This is a genomic window from Rhodoferax sp. OV413 (assembly GCF_900104385.1).
Taxonomy (GTDB): Bacteria; Pseudomonadota; Gammaproteobacteria; order Burkholderiales; family Burkholderiaceae_C; genus Rhodoferax_B.
On sequence record NZ_FNJA01000005.1, the window covers coordinates 225,789 to 242,770 of the forward strand.

A 16,982-nucleotide genomic window follows, 5' to 3' on the forward strand; every position below is an offset into this window, starting at 1 on the left:
CCTGCGTTGAAAATCCTGCTGCTGGGTAAGAACGGCCAGGTCGGCTGGGAACTGCAGCGCAGCTTGGCGACTCTGGGGCACTTGACCGCGTTGGACCGCCACAGCAGCGACTACTGCGGCGACCTCAGTAAGCTGGACAGTCTGGCCGAGACCGTGCGCCGCCTGCAGCCCGATGTCATCGTCAATGCCGCAGCCCATACCGCCGTAGACCGGGCCGAGAGCGAGCCCGAGCTGGCCCACACCTTGAACGCCCTCGCCCCCGGCGTACTGGCAACCGAAGCCGAAAAGCTCGACGCCTGGCTGGTGCATTATTCGACCGACTATGTGTTCGACGGCAGCGGCAGCCGGCCCTGGCAGGAGACCGATACCCCGGCCCCACTGAGTGTCTATGGCCGCAGCAAGCTGGAAGGCGAACAGCGCATCCAGGCCGCCTGCAGCAAACACCTGATCTTCCGTACTAGCTGGGTTTATGCAGCGCGTGGTGGCAACTTTGCCAAAACCATGCTGCACCTGGCCCGGGAACGCACACAACTCACCGTGATCGACGACCAGATCGGTGCCCCTACCGGGGCCGAGCTGCTGGCCGATGTGACGGCGCTGGCCCTGCGTTCGGCTATGGCCACACCCGCTTTGGCGGGCATCTACCACCTGGCGGCGTCCGGCCAGACCTCTTGGCACGGCTATGCCCGCTATGTGCTGGCCCAGGCCCAGCACGCCGGCGTCGCCCTGAAGGCCGGCCCCGATGCCGTCCAAGCCGTGCCCACCACAGCCTTCCCGACTCCCGCCAAGCGGCCGCACAACAGCCGCCTGGACACCTACAAACTGCAAGCCGCCTTTGGCCTGACCCTGCCCGACTGGCAGGACGGCGTAGCGCGCATGCTTAACGAGACCCTGCCCACCCCATGACCCAACGCAAAGGCATCATCCTCGCCGGCGGCTCTGGCACCCGCCTGCACCCCGCCACCCTCGCCATCAGCAAACAGCTGCTGCCGGTCTACGACAAGCCGATGATTTACTACCCGCTGAGCACGCTGATGCTGGCCGGGATCCGCGACATCCTGATCATCAGCACGCCGCAAGACACGCCGCGCTTCACCCAGCTGCTGGGCGACGGCTCGCAGTGGGGCCTGAACCTGCAGTACGCGGTACAGCCCAGCCCCGACGGCCTGGCCCAGGCCTTCCTGATCGGCGAAGACTTCATCGGCAATAACCCGAGTGCCTTGGTGCTGGGCGACAACATCTTCTATGGCCACGACTTTGCCCAGCTGCTGGGCAGGGCCGATGCCAAAACTGCGGGCGCCTCGGTATTTGCCTACCATGTGCATGACCCTGAGCGCTATGGCGTGGTGGCGTTCAATGCCCAGGGCAAGGCCACCAGCATCGAAGAAAAGCCTGCCCAGCCGCAGAGCAATTACGCCGTTACCGGCCTGTACTTCTACGACAACCAGGTGGTGGAGATTGCCAAGGCCGTCAAGCCCAGCACCCGCGGCGAGCTGGAGATCACCGCTGTCAACCAGGCCTACCTGGACCGGGGCACGCTAGACGTGCAGATCATGCAACGCGGCTATGCCTGGCTGGATACCGGCACCTTCGACAGCCTGTTGGAAGCCGGCCAGTTCATAGCCACGCTGGAGCGCCGCCAAGGCCTAAAGATCGCCTGCCCGGAAGAAATCTCCTGGCGCAACGGCTTCATCAGCAGCGAGCAGGTCGAACGCCTGGCCCAGCCACTGGCCAAGAACGGTTACGGCCAGTACCTGCTGCGCATGCTCAAAGAGGAACTGCGCAAATGAAAGCCACGCCGACCCGCATCCCCGATGTGCTGATCATCGAGCCCAAGGTGTTTGGCGACGCGCGCGGTTTCTTTTACGAGAGCTTCAACCAGCAGGCGTTTGCCCAGGCCACTGGCCTGGACGTAACCTTTGTGCAGGACAACCATTCGCGCTCGGCCCAAGGCGTGTTGCGCGGTCTGCACTACCAGGTACAGAACCCGCAGGGCAAGCTGGTGCGCGTGGTGCGCGGTGCGGTGTTTGATGTGGCTGTAGACATTCGCCGCAGCTCGCCCACGTTCGGCCAATGGGTGGGTGTGGAACTGTCGGAAGAAAACCACCTCCAGATGTGGGTGCCACCCGGCTTCGCCCATGGCTTTCTAGTGCTCAGCCCATCGGCGGACTTCTTGTACAAGACCACCGACTACTACGCTCCCGCACACGAGCGCTGCATCGCCTGGAACGACCCGGCGATTGGCATAGAGTGGCCTGCGGGCATCACGCCGCTGCTGTCGGCCAAGGATGCAGTCGGCGCTGCACTGCAAGACGCCGAAGTGTTTACCAGCTGAACTGGCTGCAAACGCTATATAAAGAATAGCTGCTAGCGCTTATACGAACAGCATCGGCGACCTCTTTATTTTTAGGGCCAAAGCGCCTATTCCATCAGCGCCAAAAGCTATGCATTCAATAGCAAACCGGTTTTAAAAGCTTTCCCAGTCGCCCTCGCCACCTTTGGCGATCGACGGCTTGCTGGCGGTGATGGCCACCGGGCGGCGTGGCGCTGGGGCCCGTGGCTTGGCTGGCGGCGCAGGCTTGGCGGTGGACAAGGCTTTCATCGGTGCACGTACGGCCGCTGGCATAGCAGCCTTGCCGGCCAAAGCCTTGACTACGGGTTTGGCTGGCAGCTTGGGCGCTGCCGCCGGGCGCATGGCGACCGGGCGCGGCACCGGCCGGGCCAGCTGCACCGCGTGGCTGCCGACGTTGAACACCGACACCACTTCCGACAGGCGCTGCGACTGCTCGCGCAGGCCGGACGCGGCCGCCGCAGATTGCTCGACCAGCGCGGCATTCTGCTGCGTCATCTGGTCCAGGTTATTGACCGCCTGGTTAACCTGGGCAATGCCGTCACGCTGCTCGGTGGACGAGGCGCTGATTTCGCCAATCAAATCGCTGACGCGGCGCACGCTGCTGACGATCTCGCCCATGGTCTCGCCGGCCTGGGCCACCTGCTGGGTGCCGGACTCTACCGTCTGCGCCGAGGCGCCGATCAGGGTCTTGATCTCTTTGGCGGCCTGGGCCGAACGCTGGGCCAGGCTGCGCACTTCGGAGGCCACCACGGCAAAGCCACGGCCTTGCTCGCCAGCGCGCGCGGCTTCGACCGCCGCATTCAGCGCCAGGATGTTGGTCTGGAAGGCGATGCCGTCGATGGTGCCGATGATGTCGGAGATCTTGCGCGAGGCATCGCTGATGTTCTGCATGCTGGTGACCACCTGGGCCACCACTTCGCCGCCGCGGATCGCGGCCTGGGCGGCGGTGGATGCCAATTGGTTGGCCTGGCGCGCGGTGTCGGCCGACTGGGTGACGGTGCTGGTCAGCTCTTCCATGCTGGCCGCGGTCTGCTGCAGGTTCGAGGCGGTCTGCTCGGTACGCTCGGACAGATCATGGTTGCCGGTGGCGATCTCGTTGGATGCGGTGGACACCGATTCCACGCCGGTGCGCACCTCGGCCACCACGCCGCGCAGCTTGCTGGCCATGCCCGACAACGAACGCAGCAGATTGCCGAATTCATCTTTGCGGCTGTCTTGCAGGTCCAGCGTCAGATCGCCTCCGGCAATCGCGTCGGCGGCCGACACGGCGCGCTGCAGCGGTACAGTGATAGAACGCACCAGCGCGATGGCCAGCACCACACCCAAAGCCAGCAGCAGTGCATCGCTGAGCAGCGCCCACATCTCGGCTGCGCTCTGCGCCGCCGCGGCCTGGGCCACGGCATCGCTGCGGTGCTGCTCCTGCAGCTTCACAAAATCATCGAGGCCACTCAGGTACTGGGCAATGGCCGGCAAAAATACCTGGTCCACATGGGCCTGGACGGCCGCCGGATCGCCCGCTGCCTTCAGCTCCTTGGCTTTGCCCAGCGATGCCAATACGGGGGCGCGGGCGGCGGCGATCTTGTCGAGCGCCTGTTTGTCGGCCTCGTCGGTGGAGTCGGCTTTGATTTCACCGGCCAGCTTGGTCATGCCGGCGCTGAGCCCCTGGACCTTGCCGTCGAACAGGGTGGCCAGGGCAGCGTCGGTAGTGATGGCGCTGCCGACCGACATAGTGACCGCAGTTTCCACATTGCCGCGCCAGCGCGTGGCCTGGACGATTCGGTTCTGCGCCTTTTCGATGGCGGCCTGGGCCGCGGCATTGGCACTGGCGCCGTAGCGCTGGGTTGCCACCGACACCACCAGCATGGCGACCAGCAGGCCCAGAATGACGGCCCACAGCTTGGTCGCGACGCGCAAATCGTTGAATTTCATGGATTGCCTCTTTGTAGATATTCGAAACCAGCGATTGCACCGGACCCAAAAAGTAACCGGATGCTACATCGAAAGACCCGATACAGAGAGGATGATTTGGCCGGATTAACCCGCCCTGCTCCCCGGTCAGTGCAGCTTGACGTGCGACTCGGTACGCCGGGTGATGGCGCGGGTCAGGGTTTCCAGCGCCACCTTGGTGAAGCCGTGCAGCGCCAGTTCGTGCATCTTGTACAGCGAGGTGTACATCACGCGCGCCACCAGGCCGTCGATGAACAGGCTGCCCGCCATGAGCCCGCCCATCAGGCTGCCAACGGCGCTGTAGTCGCCCAGCGACACCAGCGAGCCGAAATCGCGGTAGTGGTAGGGCTCGAGCGGCTTGCCAGCCATGCGAAGCTTGATCTGCTTGGCCAGGTGCGATGCCTGCTGGTGCGCAGCCTGGGCGCGTGGCGGCACAAAGCCGTTCTTCTCGGGCCAGGGGCAGGCTGCGCAGTCGCCCATGGCGAAAATGTTTTCGTCGCGGGTGGTCACCAGGGTCTGGTGCACCGCCAGCTGGTTGATGCGGTTGGTTTCCAGGCCGTCGATGTCTTTCAAAAAGCCCGGCGCCTTGATGCCGGCCGCCCAGACCAGCAGCTCGGCCGGAATCACCTCGCCGCTGGCCAGCTGCACGCTGTCAGCGGCCACGCCCGAGACCCGGGCCGAGGTGTGTACCTTGATGCCCAGGCCGTTCAGCAGGTCCAGCGCGCCGGCGGAAATGCGCGGCGACAGCGCAGGCAGGATGCGATCCGCGGCTTCGATCAAATGCAGCTGGATGTCGCGCTCGGGGTCGATGCGGTCCAGGCCAAAGGCCACCACCTCGCGGGTGGTGCGGTGCAGCTGGGCCACCAGCTCCACACCGGTGGCGCCGGCGCCGATCACCGCCACATGCAGCTGCGACGGACTCAGCGGCGCTGTCTGCGCATGGGCGCGGATGCAGGCGTCGAGCATGCGGCGGTGGAAGCGCTCGGCATCGGCCAGGGTTTCCAGCTTCAGCGCATGCTGGTCCACGCCGGGCGTGCCAAAGTCGTTACTGCGGCTGCCCACGGCCATCACCAGAGTGTCGTAGGCAAAGGACTGCTGGGTGGTCACTGCCACGCCATCTTCGTCGATGAAAGGCGCCACGTGCACCAGCTTGTTGGCGCGGTCCAGGCCATTCATCTCGCCCAGGCGGTAGTGGAAGTGGTGCCAGTGGGCCTGGGCCAGGTAGTTCAGCTCATGCCGGCCCACGTCCATGCTGCCGGCGGCAATCTCGTGCAGCTTGGGCTTCCAGATATGGGTGCGGGCCCTGTCGATCAGGGTGATGTCGGCTTGGCCCTTGCGCCCCAGCGTATTACCCAAGCTGGTCGCCAGCTCCAGCCCCGCGGCGCCTCCACCGACGATGACGATGCGGTGGGCCGGGGTGCTGGAACGAATAGGTGTGCGCATCGAGAAATTCTACGATGCCCCCACACCTTTATCGACTATTCCAGGGCGCTGGCCGGGCCGAAGAATTCATAGCGTGTTTGCGCCTCGGGCACGCCCAGGTCGCGCAGCTGCTGCTTGACCTCACGCATGAAGGGCTTGGGGCCCAGAAAGTACGCATCCACGTCGCGCGAAGCCGGCAGCCACTGGGCCAGCTGCAGCGGGCTCAGCCGGCCGACGGCGTGCGGCACGTCTTCGGGGCCGCTGTGTTCGTCGTAGGCGTAGAAGCGCTTTAGCTGCGGGTGCTTGGCCAGACGCGCGTCGATCGCATGGCGAAAGGCATGCACATGGCGGTTGCGCGCGCAGTGGATGAAGTGCACCGGCCGCCTGCCCTGCAGCGCCGCGTCCAGCATGGCCAGGGTCGGCGTGATGCCGACGCCGCCGCTGATCAGCACCAGCGGCTTGTCGCTGGCGGCCAGCACGAAGTCGCCGGCCGGCGGAAACAGATCCAGCACATCGCCCGGCTGCACCTGGTCGTGCAGGTAGTTGGACGCCACGCCACCGGCCTCGCGCTTGACGCTGATGCGGTAGTCCACGCCATTCGGCGCTGCCGACAGCGAGTAGTTGCGGCGGATCTCGTTGCCGTTCACCACCAGGCGCAGGCCGATGTACTGGCCGGGCTGGAAGTCGATCAACGCGCCGCCGTCTTGCGGCTGCAGGTAGAAGGATGTGATCTCGCTGCTCTCCACTTCCTTGCGTGCCACACGGAATGCCCGCGCGCCGCGCCAGCCACCAGGGGCGGCCGCCACATCGGCGTAGATTTTTTCTTCCGCGCCGATCAGGATGTCGGCCAGCTGGCCGTAGGCAGCGCCCCAGGCTGCGATGACGGCATCGGTGGCGATCTCGGCGCCCAGCACCTCGCGGATGGCACGCAGCAGGCAGGCGCCGACGATAGGGTAGTGTGCGGCCTCGATCTGCAGCGACACATGCTTGTTGATGATCTGCGACACCAGGCCGCCCAGCTGCTCCAGCTTGTCGATATGCCGGGCATACATCAGCACGCCATTGGCCAGGGCGCGCGGCTGGTCGCCATTGGCCTGGTGCGCCTGGTTGAAGAAGGGCCGCACTTCGGGGTGCTCGGCCAGCATGATTTTGTAGAAGTGCGTGGTCAATGCCTCGCCGCCACTTTCCAGCAGGGGCACGGTGGATTTGACGATGGCGCGTTGTTCAGGGGTCAGCATGTGTGGCTTTCAATCGGATGCAGGGCGGCGCCCGGCTGCAGCTAGTAACTCAAGTTCCATGCCCGCCCTGCAGTCCATATAAATCAACCACTTAGTCGATCACACTATCTTTTTGATGCAGTCATAATGACTCACCAAGGAATCATTTTGATTACAAAAAACCTACTCCAGACCCTGGTACCCCTGGTAGACGACCTGGCGCGCGAACTGCCCGACGGCGAGCGTTACCGCCGCCTGCTGGAGGCCGTGCGCGCCCTGCTGCCCTGCGATGCGGCCGCGCTCTTGCGTCTGGACGGCGGCTGGCTGCTGCCGCTGGCGGTGGATGGCCTGAGCCACGACACGCTGGGGCGCCGCTTCAAGGTCAGCGAGCACCCGCGCCTGCAGCAGCTGCTGGAAGCCCCCGGCCCGACCCGCTTCCCGCCCGACAGCCCCCTGCCCGACCCCTACGACGGCCTGATCGAAGGCGTGCAGCTGGAGGTGCACGACTGCATGGGCTGCCCGGTGCTGCTGGGCGACACCCCCTGGGGCGTGCTGACCCTGGACGCGCTGGACAAGGAGCGGTTTTCCAGCGTTGACCTGGGCGACCTGCAGGCCTTTGCCAGCCTGGCGGCGGCCACCGTCAGCGTGGTGCAGCGCATAGCCGGGCTGGCGCAGCAGTTCGAGGCCGAGCACGCGCGCGCCGAAAGCTACCGCGCGCTGGCCGAAGAGCACCCTGCCCCCACGCTGATCGGCCAGAGCCCCGCGCACCAGCGCCTGCTGGCCGACATCGCCACCGTGGGCAATAGCGACCTGACGGTGCTGATCACCGGCGAAACCGGGGTCGGCAAGGAGCTGGTGGCGCAAGCCCTGCATGCGGCATCGCCGCGCGCAGCCCGGCCGCTGATCAGCCTGAACTGCGCGGCCCTGCCCGAGTCGCTGGTGGAAAGCGAGCTGTTCGGCCATGTGCGCGGCGCGTTCTCGGGTGCGGTGGGCGACCGGCGCGGCAAGTTCGAACTGGCGGATGGCGGCACCCTGTTCCTGGACGAGGTGGGCGAGCTGTCGCTGAGCGTGCAGGCCAAGCTGCTGCGCGTGCTGCAAAACGGCCAGCTGCAGCGCCTGGGCTCGGACCGCGAGCACCGCGTCGATGTGCGGGTGATTGCCGCCACCAACCGCGACCTGGCGCAGGAGGTGCGCGCCGGCCGCTACCGCGCCGACTTCTACCATCGGCTCAGCGTCTACCCGCTGCCGGTGCCGCCGCTGCGCGAGCGCGGGCATGACGTGCTGCTACTGGCCGGGCATTTTTTGGAGCTAAACCGATCCCGGCTCGGCCTGGGCAGCCTGCGGCTGGATGCCGACGCCCAGGCCGCGCTGCTGGCTCATAGCTGGCCCGGCAATGTGCGCGAGCTGGAGCACCTGATCGCCCGCAGCGCGCTCAAAGCCATGCAGGGAGCGGCGCCCCGGGCGCGCATCGTCAGCCTGACGGCGGCGCACCTGGACCTGGGTGCGCAACTTGCCCCGGCCGCCGCGCAGAACGATGCAGCCCCGCCGGTCGACTTGCGTACGTCCCTGGACGACCACCAGCGCCAACGCATCGCCGACAGCCTGCAGCGCCACCAGGGCAACTGGGCCTCGGTAGCCCGCGAACTGGGGCTGCACCGGGCCAATCTGGTCCGGTTGGCGGGCCGATTGGGTTTGCGCAACAAGTAATAATCGCCCCAAGAACTACGAAAGCCCGCGATGGAACTCCCCGCACACCAACTGAGCATGACGGTCTTGATGACCCCGGATATGGCGAACTTTTCGGGCAATGTGCACGGCGGCGCCGTGCTCAAGCTGCTCGACCAGGTGGCCTACGCCTGCGCCAGCCGCTATGCCGGCCGCTATGTGGTCACCGTGAGCGTGGACCAGGTGATGTTCCTGCAGCCCATCCACGTGGGCGAGCTGGTGACCTTTCTGGCCAGCATCAACCACACCGGCACCTCGTCGATGGAGGTCGGCATCAAGGTGGTGGCCGAAGAGATCCGCACCCGTAGCGTGCGCCATGTGAACAGCTGCTTCTTCACCATGGTCGCCGTGGACGAGGCCCGCAAGCCCGCGCCCGTACCGGCGCTGGTGCCCAGCACGGACGACGAAAAGCGCCGCTTCGAACAGTCCATCATGCGCAAAAAGGTACGCCAGGAACTGGCCGCCCGCTTTGCTTCCATCAAAGAAGTTTCTGAATAAAAAGAGCTTCTAGCGCAGAATCTACCTGCGCCAGTAGCTATAAATTAAGTAGCAACCCTATTTATCAATGCTGGCGCCCATGTCGTCCAGCCAGAGCACCCGGTCGGCATAGCACTGCAGGTCGGCCGACAAGGTGGCCTGGGCGCCGTTCAGCCAGACCTCTTTGTGCAGGTCCGACTTCAGGTAGGAGATCGCATCCTCAAAATCGCCGTCGCCGGCCGACAGGATCACCCGGTCGTAAATGCCCTGGGCGGCCAGCTTGATCATCAGGGTGGCAATGGCCACGTCCACGCCTTTTTGCACCGTGCGGTCGAAGTGGGTTTTGCACGACGGGCACTGGTTGTGCTGCTCCTTCAGCTTGTACAGCTGCACCCGCATCTGCGGCCCCTTGGGCGGCGCGGACTTGATCCAGGTGTGGAAGGCGTTCTGCGCCTCGGCGTGCGGATCGCCGGTGGAGTTGATGTAGTAGCTCTCATACAGCGGGCCGCCATTGGCCTTGACCAGCTCGTTCTTCAGCTTCAGGTAGTCAAAGCTGTTCGGTCGCGAGCGGCCGAAGTTGTACAAATACGCGGCATCTACGATCCAGACAGTTTTCATGGGGCTCACGGAGTCACTTCGTATAGTTCTAAAGGCAGGCCGTCGGGGTCGGCAAAAAAGGTGAAGCGCCGGCCGGTGAATTCATCCACCCGCACTGGCTCGACGGCCACGCCATGGGCTTGCAGGCTGGCGATATTCGCATCCAGGTCGGCCACCGCAAACGCCAGGTGGCGCAAGCCGCAGGCCTCGGGCCGCGAGGGGCGCGGCGGCGGGGACGGAAAGGAAAACAGCTCGATCTGCGAACCATCGGCCAAGGCCAGGTCCAGCTTGTACGACTGGCGCTCGGCGCGCAGGTTCTCGGCCACGGTGCGCAGGCCAAGTATGCGGGTGTAGAAGTCTTTGGAGCGTGCGTAGTCCGAGCAGATGATGGCGGCGTGGTGCAGGCTGGCTAATTCCATAGGCTTCGAGCTTAACCCGCCATGGCCTCGCGCACCGCGGCCAGCTGGCGGCGCGACACCATCAGCGGCTCGGCCAGGCCTTGCAGGCGCACCGCCCAGCCCTCGCCCTCCTCGGGGTCGAAATGCTTTTCCAGGGCCCGCAAGGCGCGCTTGGACACCAGCGCGTTGCGGTGGATGCGGATAAACACACTGGCATGCCGCGCCTCCAGCTCGCTCAGGGAGCCATCGAGGATGTAGTTTTTGCTGGCGGTGCGCACGGTGATGTACTTCAGCTCAGCCTTCAGGTACAGCACGCTGGCCATGGGCACGCGTTCGGTGCGGCCGCGGTCGTGTATCACCAGCACGTCCTCGGTCAAATCAGGCTCTAGCGCTTTATTTACCTGCGCAATACGCTCCACTTTTTGTAGCGCCTGCTGGAGCCGCTCCAGCCGCACCGGCTTGGTCAGGTAGTCCACCGCCGCTACCTCGAAGGCCTGCAGCGCATGGCCAGCGTGGGCGGTGACGAACACCACGGCCGGCGGCTGGGGCAGCGCCTGCAGGCGCTGCGCGAGCTGCACGCCGTCCATGCCGGGCATGTGGATGTCGAGCAGCAGCAGGTCGAAAGTCTGGCTGGACAGCAGCGCCAGCGCTTGCTCGGCATGCGCCGCCTCGCCGCACACCTGGGCCCGCGGCGCAGTGCAGTCGCCCAGCAGGGTGCGCAGCCGGGAGCGCGCCAGGGCTTCGTCGTCCACCAGCAAGACGCGCAGGCTGTTCATAGCGGCAACTCCATGCGCACTAGGTAGACGCCGTCTTTCAAGCCAGCCTGGAACTGGCTGTGCACATCGTGCAGCAGGTTCAGGCGGTCGCGCACATTGTCCAGCGCCAGGCCATGGCCGGGCGCGCCCTGGCCGCCGGGCACGGTATTGCTGATCTTGATGACCACGGTGCTGCCACGCCGCTCGGTAGAAATGTGCAGGTCGGCCCCGCTGGCGCTGGGCTCGACGCCGTGCTTGACCGCGTTCTCCACCAGCGGCTGCAGCAGCAGCGGCGGCAGCTCAGCACCCGCGGCGCGCGGGTCTAGCGACCATTGCACGCGCAGGCGCTCCCCAAAGCGCACCTGCTCGATCGACAGATAGCGCTCGGCCAGCGTGGTCTCCTGCTCCAGGGTGACGGACTCGCCCTGGTCAACCAGCGCGTGGCGGAACAGGTCGCTCAGGTCTTCCAGCAAGGCCTCGGCCCGGGCCGGCTCGGCGCGCACCAGGGCGATCGCGCTGTTGAGCGTGTTGAACAAGAAATGCGGCCGGATGCGCGCCTGCAGCTCGCCCAGCCGGGCGGTGGTGGCCGCCGGCGTGCGGGCCCGGGCGCGCAGCACCAGGCCGGCCACGATCAGCGCCGACAGCCAGGCACCGGCGGCCGCGCTGGCCAGCCAGGGCGCGGGTTCGACCACGCCGATCAGCGCCAGCATGCCGCAGCCATACAGACCGGCCAGCGCACCCAGCGCCACGCCGGCGGCGTTCTGCCAGCGCTGGCGCAGCCGCGCCAGGCTGCGCTTCAGGCTGCAGGCGGCCAGCAGCCAGACCAGCACCGCGGGCAGGGCGCCACCGGTCCACAGCGCCAGCTTGGTCAGCCAGTCCCAGCTGTCCTGCGCGCCAAACAGCGCGGCCACGGCCACCGCCACCTCCACAAACAGCACGGCACGCAGGATCACGCCGGCCTGGCAGGCGTCGAACACCAGCGCCGCCCGGGCAGACGCGGACGGCTCGGCGGCCACGGGCTGGAAGCCCGATAAAATTTGGGTCTCTTGCATACCAGCCCGATTATTGGGGAAGTTCATCTTCATTGGTACGCCATTCCATTTCCCATTGGTGCCCCGCATGTCTTCTTCCCCAAACCAACTCGACAAAAAATCCGAAGCCTGGTCGGCGCTGTTCTCCGAACCCATGAGCGACCTGGTCAAGCGCTACACCTCCAGCGTGTTTTTTGACAAGCGCCTGTGGCAGGCCGACATCGCCGGCAGCCTGGCCCATGCCGAGATGCTGGCCGCGCAAAACATCATTGCCGCACAAGACCACGCCGACATCCAGCGCGGCCTGGCGCAGATCAGCGCCGACATCGAATCCGGCAACTTCGAATGGAAGCTGGACCTGGAAGACGTGCACCTGAACATCGAAGCCCGCCTGACCCAGCTGGTGGGTGACGCCGGCAAGCGCCTGCACACCGGCCGCAGCCGCAACGACCAGGTGGCCACCGACGTGCGCCTGTGGCTGCGCAGCGAGATGGACCTGATCAACGGCCTGCTGACCGACCTGCAGCTGGCCCTGGTCAGCATCGCCGAGAAGAACGTCGACGTGGTGATGCCCGGCTTCACCCACCTGCAGGTGGCCCAGCCGGTGAGCTTTGGCCACCACATGCTGGCCTATGTGGAAATGTTTGCCCGCGACGCCGAGCGCATGCTGGACGTGCGCAAGCGCGTGAACCGCCTGCCGCTGGGCTCGGCCGCGCTGGCCGGCACGAGCTACCCGCTGGACCGCGAGCGCGTAGCCAAGACGCTAGGTATGGAAGGCGTGTGCCAGAACAGCCTGGACGCTGTGAGCGACCGCGACTTTGCGATTGAGTTCACCGCCGCCGCCAGCATCGCTATGGTGCACATCAGCCGGCTCAGCGAAGAGCTGGTGCTGTGGATCAGCCAGAGCTTTGGCTTCATCGACATTGCCGACCGCTTCTGCACCGGCTCCAGCATCATGCCGCAGAAGAAGAACCCCGACGTGCCCGAGCTGGCGCGCGGCAAGACCGGCCGCGTGGTCGGCCACCTGATGGGCCTGATCACCCTGATGAAGGGCCAGCCGCTGGCCTACAACAAGGACAACCAGGAAGACAAGGAGCCGCTGTTCGACACCGTCGACACGCTCAAAGACACGCTGCGCATCTTTGCCGAGATGGTCGGCGGCATCACCGTCAAGCCCGAAGCCATGGAGCGCGCCGCGCTGCGCGGCTACGCCACCGCCACCGACCTGGCCGACTACATGGTGAAGAAGGGCCTGCCGTTCCGCGACGCGCACGAGGCCGTGGCCCATGCGGTCAAGGCCGCGATCTCGCATAACGTGGACCTGTCCGAGCTGCCGCTGTCGGTGCTGCAGCAGTTCAACCCGAAGATCGAAAAAGACGTGTACGACGTGCTGAGCCTGCGCGGCTCGATGAACGCCCGCAACACCCTGGGCGGCACCGCGCCGGCACAGGTCAGCGCGCAGATCGCACGGCACCGGGCGCGTCTGGCCTAAGAACCTATATGGCCCTGTAGCCAGTGCAGGAATGCTATTTAATAGATAGCTGTCTGTGCTGGTGAATACTTCGCTAACGGCCTTTTTTATATAAATAAAACCAAAGGCTTGCATCCTTGACGCAAGTCAAGGCTGCGGCGTGCGCATCGGTCGCACAATGGGGTCAGCACAAGCCTTGTGCGCAAGGAGTCTCTATGCTGAAACACATCCTGCTGGCTACCGATGGCTCCACCGCCTCGGACCACGCTGCGGCCCTGGCCGTGGACCTGGCCCGGAGCATGGGCGCCAAACTGACCTCGCTGTACGCGGTAGACCCCTACCCCTACCTGGCGGTGGGCGAAATGAGCACCGAAGGCGTCCAGTACTACATGGCCGCCGCGCAGCAGGAAGCTGCTGCGGCGCATGCCAAAGTGCAGGCCCTGTGCAACCAGGGCAGCACGGTGGTCTTGCAGACCATCGTGGTGGAAGACCGGGCCGTGTCGAAAGCCATCGTCGAAAACGCCCACAGCGAAGGCGCGGACATGATCGTCATTGGCTCGCACGGCCGCACCGGCATCGCCAAGCTGATGCTGGGCAGCATCACCACCAAGGTGCTGGCCGAATCCACGCTACCGGTGTTGGTCGCCCGCTGAAACGCCCGTTTTAAGCCTGGCCTAAGCCCGGCCGGGCATACTCGCAGCGCATACAGGAAACACAGGATCTCCATGCGATTGCTGCTGGTAGAAGACGACGCGATGATCGGCGAAACCGTGCTCGACGTGCTGCGCGCCGAGCACTTCGCCGTGGACTGGGTAAAAGACGGCGCCATGGCCGACACCGCACTGCGCAGCGAACACTACGACCTGGTGCTGCTCGACCTGGGCCTGCCCAAGCTGGACGGGCTGGAGGTACTGAAAGCCCTGCGCCAGCGCAAGGACGCGACGCCGGTGCTGGTCGCCACCGCCCGCGACGCGGTGGCCGACCGCATCAAGGGCCTGGACGCCGGGGCCGACGACTATGTGCTCAAACCCTATGACATCGACGAGCTGCTGGCCCGCATCCGCGCGCTGACCCGGCGCAGCGCCGGCCGCGCCGACCCGGTACTGGAAGTGCACGGCCTGCGCCTGAACCCCGCCACCCACGAAGCCACGCGCGACGGCCAGGCCATCGTGCTGTCGGCCCGCGAATGGGCGGTGCTGGAGGCTTTGATGGCCCGGCCCGGCGTGGTGTTCTCGCGCGCCCAGCTGGAAGAAAAGCTCTACAGCTGGAAGGACGACGTGAGCAGCAATGCCGTCGAGGTCTACATCCACGGCCTGCGCAAGAAGCTCGGAGCCGAGCTGATCCAGAACGTGCGCGGCCTGGGCTACGTGATGCCGAAGCCATGAGCGGCACGCATTCACTACGCCGCCGCTTGCTGGGCTCGGTGATGACGGCCATCCTGGTGGCCGCGCTGTTCCAAGCCGCGTCGGCCTACCGCGGAGCACTGCAACAGGCCGACGAAATGTTCGACTACCACCTGCAGCAAATGGCCTATGCGCTGCGCAATGGCGCACCCAGCCAGCTGGAGCCGACCGAATCCGAGCTGGAGGCCGACTACGAGGTGCAGATATGGAGCGCCAACGGCGTGCAGCTGTTCCAGTCGCACCACAACCGGTTGCCCGCCCAAGCCGTGCTGGGCTTTTCGGACGTGGAGCAAAACGGCACGCGCTACCGCGTCTACTCGATACAGACCACCGCCCAGACCATCCAGATCGCCCAGGACTTGAGCGCCCGCCAGGCCCGCGCCCGGGCCCTGGCCGCCCGCGCCATGCTGCCCATGGCCTGGATGGCGCCGCTGCTGATGCTGGCCCTGTGGTGGACCATCCGCCACGCTCTGAAACCGCTGGAACGCACCCGCCAGCAGGTGGCCAGCCGCGCTGCCGACGACCTGTCGCCGCTGGCCGAGGACGGCCTGCCCGACGAAGTACGGCCGCTGGTGCACGAGCTGAACCTGCTGTTCGACCGCGTGCACACCGCCTTCCACGCCCAGCAGTCCTTTGTCGCCAATGCCGCCCACGAGCTGCGCTCGCCGCTGACCGCGCTGAAGCTGCAAGCCCAGGCACTCGACCGCGCGGCCGATGCGCCCACCCGCAGCGTCGCCGTGGCCCGGCTGCACCAGGGCATAGACCGCGCGATCCGCTTGATGAACCAGCTGCTGGTGCTGGCGCGCCAGGAATCGGCCAGCGAGACCCCGCCCGAACGCATCCAGCTGCAAGACCTGGTGCGCCTGGCGGTCGAAGAAATGCTGCCGCAGGCCCAGGAACGGCAGCAGGACATCGGCGTCGCGCCCAGCGAACCGATATGGGTGCAAGGCCACGCCGACGCACTGCGCATCCTGCTGCGCAACCTGCTGGACAACGCGCTGAAGTACACGCCGGAGCACGGTCGGGTCGATGTCGCCATCGCGCTGGAAAAGGGCGCCCCGGTGCTTAGCGTGGACGACTCTGGCCCAGGCATTGCCGAGGAAGACATGGGACGGGTGTTCGACCGCTTCTTCCGCAGCGCCAGTGCGACCGCCAGCGGCAGCGGCCTGGGCCTGGCCATCGCCCAGGCGATTGCCCAGCGCCATGGCGCCCAGCTGCGGCTGGGGTCATCCGCCAAGCTGGGCGGGCTGCGGGTGACGCTGGAGTTTCCGGGGACTGTGGGCTGAAGTTCAGCGCCGCTCGGACGGCGCAGCCCGCTGGCTGGCGCGCTGCCGTGCGGCCTCGAAATCCTGCGCCAGCAGGCTCTTGCCCTGCGGGTCCGCAGGCATAGCCCAGCGCAGGTATTTCTCGGCCACCCGCACCGAGATCGGCTTCTTTTTCTCGGTAAACGGGTCGACCATGTCGCGCCGGGTGAACAGGTGCAGATCGGCGTGGTTGGAGAAAAACCGGCAGCCCAGCTGCTGCGCCAGCAGCTCCAACGAGCGGACTGTAAAAAACACGATGTGCTGCCCGGTTTCGGGCACCAGGTACCACCAGTCTTTTTGAACCGGGTCTCCCTCGGGAACCAGTACGGTGGAGAACAGCACCGAGTCCGCATAGTCCAACAGCTGCCGGACCTCGGCCACCGGGTCCACCAGGTGCTCAAACACCTCGAAGGCCGTGACCAGCTCGAAGCGCGCATGCGGCTCCAGGTCCTTCAGGTCCAGATGCTGGGCAAAGATGTTGCTGCAGTAGCGGTCCTGCCGGTAGAAGTCAAAGCCCTTGTCGCGCATCATGCGCACAAACAGGCCGTAGCCGCCGGCGTAGTCGAGAAAGCGCGCGCCGGGGTCGAACACCGCGGCAATCGTCTGCGCTGCCTTGTTGGCTAAAAAGATATTGCGCCCGACCATGCCCACATCCAGCGAGGAAATGGCCGCGCCATAGGCCTCGTCCAGCCAGTAAGGATGCTCGGTATGCACCAGCCCGCAGCTCTGGCACTGGAAATACCCCACCTGGTAGCGGCCCAGGATCAGGTTTTCAAACAAGGGCGCACTGGCTTTACCGCACACCAAACAGGTATTTTTTGAACGCATAGGGAAACGGCCCCGAAAAATCAGCCCCCTGGCACAAGCAAGCTCGTTCTTGTC

At 65.7% G+C, this 16,982-nt stretch carries 17 protein-coding genes; 9 read left to right on the plus strand and 8 right to left on the minus strand.

Annotated elements, in window-relative coordinates; all coding sequences use genetic code 11:
* The first annotated feature begins 6 nt into the window (after positions 1–6).
* Genes rfbD through rfbC form a run of 3 tightly spaced genes read left to right on the plus strand, consistent with a single transcriptional unit; the run spans position 7 to position 2,335 of the window.
* Complete coding sequence (gene rfbD, locus BLT66_RS17845) at positions 7–906, plus strand: dTDP-4-dehydrorhamnose reductase (RefSeq protein WP_092759590.1); 900 nt, start codon at positions 7–9, stop codon at positions 904–906.
* Entirely contained in the window at positions 903–1,790 is an 888-nt protein-coding gene (gene rfbA, locus BLT66_RS17850; protein WP_092759592.1) for a glucose-1-phosphate thymidylyltransferase RfbA, read from the plus strand. Before rfbD ends, rfbA begins: the two co-directional genes overlap by 4 nt.
* Positions 1,787–2,335 carry a dTDP-4-dehydrorhamnose 3,5-epimerase gene (rfbC, locus tag BLT66_RS17855; protein WP_092759594.1) on the plus strand — a complete coding sequence of 183 codons (549 nt, stop codon included), beginning with the start codon at positions 1,787–1,789 and terminating at the stop codon, positions 2,333–2,335. The genes rfbA and rfbC overlap by 4 nt, the downstream gene beginning before the upstream one ends.
* Before the next feature lie 132 nt (positions 2,336–2,467).
* Here the strand turns inward: rfbC and BLT66_RS17860 are convergent, their stop codons facing one another.
* The 3 genes from BLT66_RS17860 to hmpA form a co-directional block, all read right to left on the minus strand.
* Complete coding sequence (locus BLT66_RS17860) at positions 2,468–4,282, minus strand: methyl-accepting chemotaxis protein (RefSeq protein WP_092759596.1); 1,815 nt, start codon at positions 4,280–4,282, stop codon at positions 2,468–2,470.
* Positions 4,283–4,408: 126 nt separating this feature from the next.
* Positions 4,409–5,743 (minus strand): NAD(P)/FAD-dependent oxidoreductase, encoded by a 1,335-nt coding sequence (locus BLT66_RS17865; protein ID WP_092759598.1) that lies wholly within the window; start codon positions 5,741–5,743, stop codon positions 4,409–4,411.
* 35 nt (positions 5,744–5,778) lie between these two features.
* Positions 5,779–6,960, minus strand: a complete 1,182-nt coding sequence (gene hmpA / locus BLT66_RS17870; RefSeq protein WP_092759599.1) for an NO-inducible flavohemoprotein — start codon at positions 6,958–6,960, stop codon at positions 5,779–5,781.
* Positions 6,961–7,086: 126 nt separating this feature from the next.
* Here hmpA and norR point away from each other — a divergent pair, with 126 nt between their 5' ends.
* Positions 7,087–8,646 (plus strand): nitric oxide reductase transcriptional regulator NorR, encoded by a 1,560-nt coding sequence (gene norR, locus BLT66_RS17875; protein ID WP_218922626.1) that lies wholly within the window; start codon positions 7,087–7,089, stop codon positions 8,644–8,646.
* A 30-nt stretch (positions 8,647–8,676) separates the two neighbouring features.
* Positions 8,677–9,162, plus strand: a complete 486-nt coding sequence (locus BLT66_RS17880) for an acyl-CoA thioesterase (RefSeq protein ID WP_092759603.1) — start codon at positions 8,677–8,679, stop codon at positions 9,160–9,162.
* A 57-nt stretch (positions 9,163–9,219) separates the two neighbouring features.
* Here BLT66_RS17880 and BLT66_RS17885 read toward each other — a convergent pair whose 3' ends face one another.
* The 4 genes from BLT66_RS17885 to BLT66_RS17900 are packed head-to-tail and all read right to left on the minus strand — an operon-like array spanning position 9,220 to position 11,943.
* Positions 9,220–9,759 (minus strand): NYN domain-containing protein, encoded by a 540-nt coding sequence (locus BLT66_RS17885; protein WP_092759605.1) that lies wholly within the window; start codon positions 9,757–9,759, stop codon positions 9,220–9,222.
* A gap of 5 nt (positions 9,760–9,764) precedes the next feature.
* A complete protein-coding gene (locus tag BLT66_RS17890) occupies positions 9,765–10,157 on the minus strand; it encodes an SMU1112c/YaeR family gloxylase I-like metalloprotein (protein WP_092759607.1) in 393 nt (130 codons plus the stop codon).
* An 11-nt stretch (positions 10,158–10,168) separates the two neighbouring features.
* Positions 10,169–10,903, minus strand: a complete 735-nt coding sequence (locus BLT66_RS17895; protein WP_092759919.1) for a LytR/AlgR family response regulator transcription factor — start codon at positions 10,901–10,903, stop codon at positions 10,169–10,171.
* Between the two features lie 5 nt (positions 10,904–10,908).
* Entirely contained in the window at positions 10,909–11,943 is a 1,035-nt protein-coding gene (locus BLT66_RS17900; protein WP_092759609.1) for a sensor histidine kinase, read from the minus strand.
* A gap of 67 nt (positions 11,944–12,010) precedes the next feature.
* Here BLT66_RS17900 and argH point away from each other — a divergent pair, with 67 nt between their 5' ends.
* From argH to BLT66_RS17920, 4 genes are all read left to right on the plus strand, one after another.
* Complete coding sequence (argH, locus tag BLT66_RS17905) at positions 12,011–13,414, plus strand: argininosuccinate lyase (protein WP_092759921.1); 1,404 nt, start codon at positions 12,011–12,013, stop codon at positions 13,412–13,414.
* A 194-nt stretch (positions 13,415–13,608) separates the two neighbouring features.
* Positions 13,609–14,046 (plus strand): universal stress protein, encoded by a 438-nt coding sequence (locus BLT66_RS17910; RefSeq protein WP_092759611.1) that lies wholly within the window; start codon positions 13,609–13,611, stop codon positions 14,044–14,046.
* A gap of 72 nt (positions 14,047–14,118) precedes the next feature.
* Positions 14,119–14,778 carry a response regulator gene (locus tag BLT66_RS17915; protein WP_092759613.1) on the plus strand — a complete coding sequence of 220 codons (660 nt, stop codon included), beginning with the start codon at positions 14,119–14,121 and terminating at the stop codon, positions 14,776–14,778.
* Positions 14,775–16,082, plus strand: a complete 1,308-nt coding sequence (locus BLT66_RS17920; RefSeq protein ID WP_092759615.1) for an ATP-binding protein — start codon at positions 14,775–14,777, stop codon at positions 16,080–16,082. The genes BLT66_RS17915 and BLT66_RS17920 overlap by 4 nt, the downstream gene beginning before the upstream one ends.
* A 3-nt stretch (positions 16,083–16,085) precedes the next feature.
* Here BLT66_RS17920 and BLT66_RS17925 read toward each other — a convergent pair whose 3' ends face one another.
* Positions 16,086–16,880, minus strand: a complete 795-nt coding sequence (locus BLT66_RS17925; protein ID WP_176955087.1) for a class I SAM-dependent methyltransferase — start codon at positions 16,878–16,880, stop codon at positions 16,086–16,088.
* Positions 16,881–16,982 lie beyond the last annotated feature (102 nt).

What these genes read in the sequence shown, in the direction of transcription:
- rfbA (WP_092759592.1), top strand. Translation starts at nt 903, where the DNA reads ATGACCCAACGCAAAGGCATCATCCTCGCCGGCGGCTCTGGCACCCGC.
- rfbC (WP_092759594.1), top strand. Translation starts at nt 1,787, where the DNA reads ATGAAAGCCACGCCGACCCGCATCCCCGATGTGCTGATCATCGAGCCC.
- BLT66_RS17860 (WP_092759596.1), bottom strand. Translation starts at nt 4,282, where the DNA reads ATGAAATTCAACGATTTGCGCGTCGCGACCAAGCTGTGGGCCGTCATT.
- BLT66_RS17865 (WP_092759598.1), bottom strand. Translation starts at nt 5,743, where the DNA reads ATGCGCACACCTATTCGTTCCAGCACCCCGGCCCACCGCATCGTCATC.
- hmpA (WP_092759599.1), bottom strand. Translation starts at nt 6,960, where the DNA reads ATGCTGACCCCTGAACAACGCGCCATCGTCAAATCCACCGTGCCCCTG.
- norR (WP_218922626.1), top strand. Translation starts at nt 7,087, where the DNA reads ATGACTCACCAAGGAATCATTTTGATTACAAAAAACCTACTCCAGACC.
- BLT66_RS17880 (WP_092759603.1), top strand. Translation starts at nt 8,677, where the DNA reads ATGGAACTCCCCGCACACCAACTGAGCATGACGGTCTTGATGACCCCG.
- BLT66_RS17885 (WP_092759605.1), bottom strand. Translation starts at nt 9,759, where the DNA reads ATGAAAACTGTCTGGATCGTAGATGCCGCGTATTTGTACAACTTCGGC.
- BLT66_RS17890 (WP_092759607.1), bottom strand. Translation starts at nt 10,157, where the DNA reads ATGGAATTAGCCAGCCTGCACCACGCCGCCATCATCTGCTCGGACTAC.
- BLT66_RS17900 (WP_092759609.1), bottom strand. Translation starts at nt 11,943, where the DNA reads ATGCAAGAGACCCAAATTTTATCGGGCTTCCAGCCCGTGGCCGCCGAG.
- argH (WP_092759921.1), top strand. Translation starts at nt 12,011, where the DNA reads ATGTCTTCTTCCCCAAACCAACTCGACAAAAAATCCGAAGCCTGGTCG.
- BLT66_RS17910 (WP_092759611.1), top strand. Translation starts at nt 13,609, where the DNA reads ATGCTGAAACACATCCTGCTGGCTACCGATGGCTCCACCGCCTCGGAC.
- BLT66_RS17915 (WP_092759613.1), top strand. Translation starts at nt 14,119, where the DNA reads ATGCGATTGCTGCTGGTAGAAGACGACGCGATGATCGGCGAAACCGTG.
- BLT66_RS17920 (WP_092759615.1), top strand. Translation starts at nt 14,775, where the DNA reads ATGAGCGGCACGCATTCACTACGCCGCCGCTTGCTGGGCTCGGTGATG.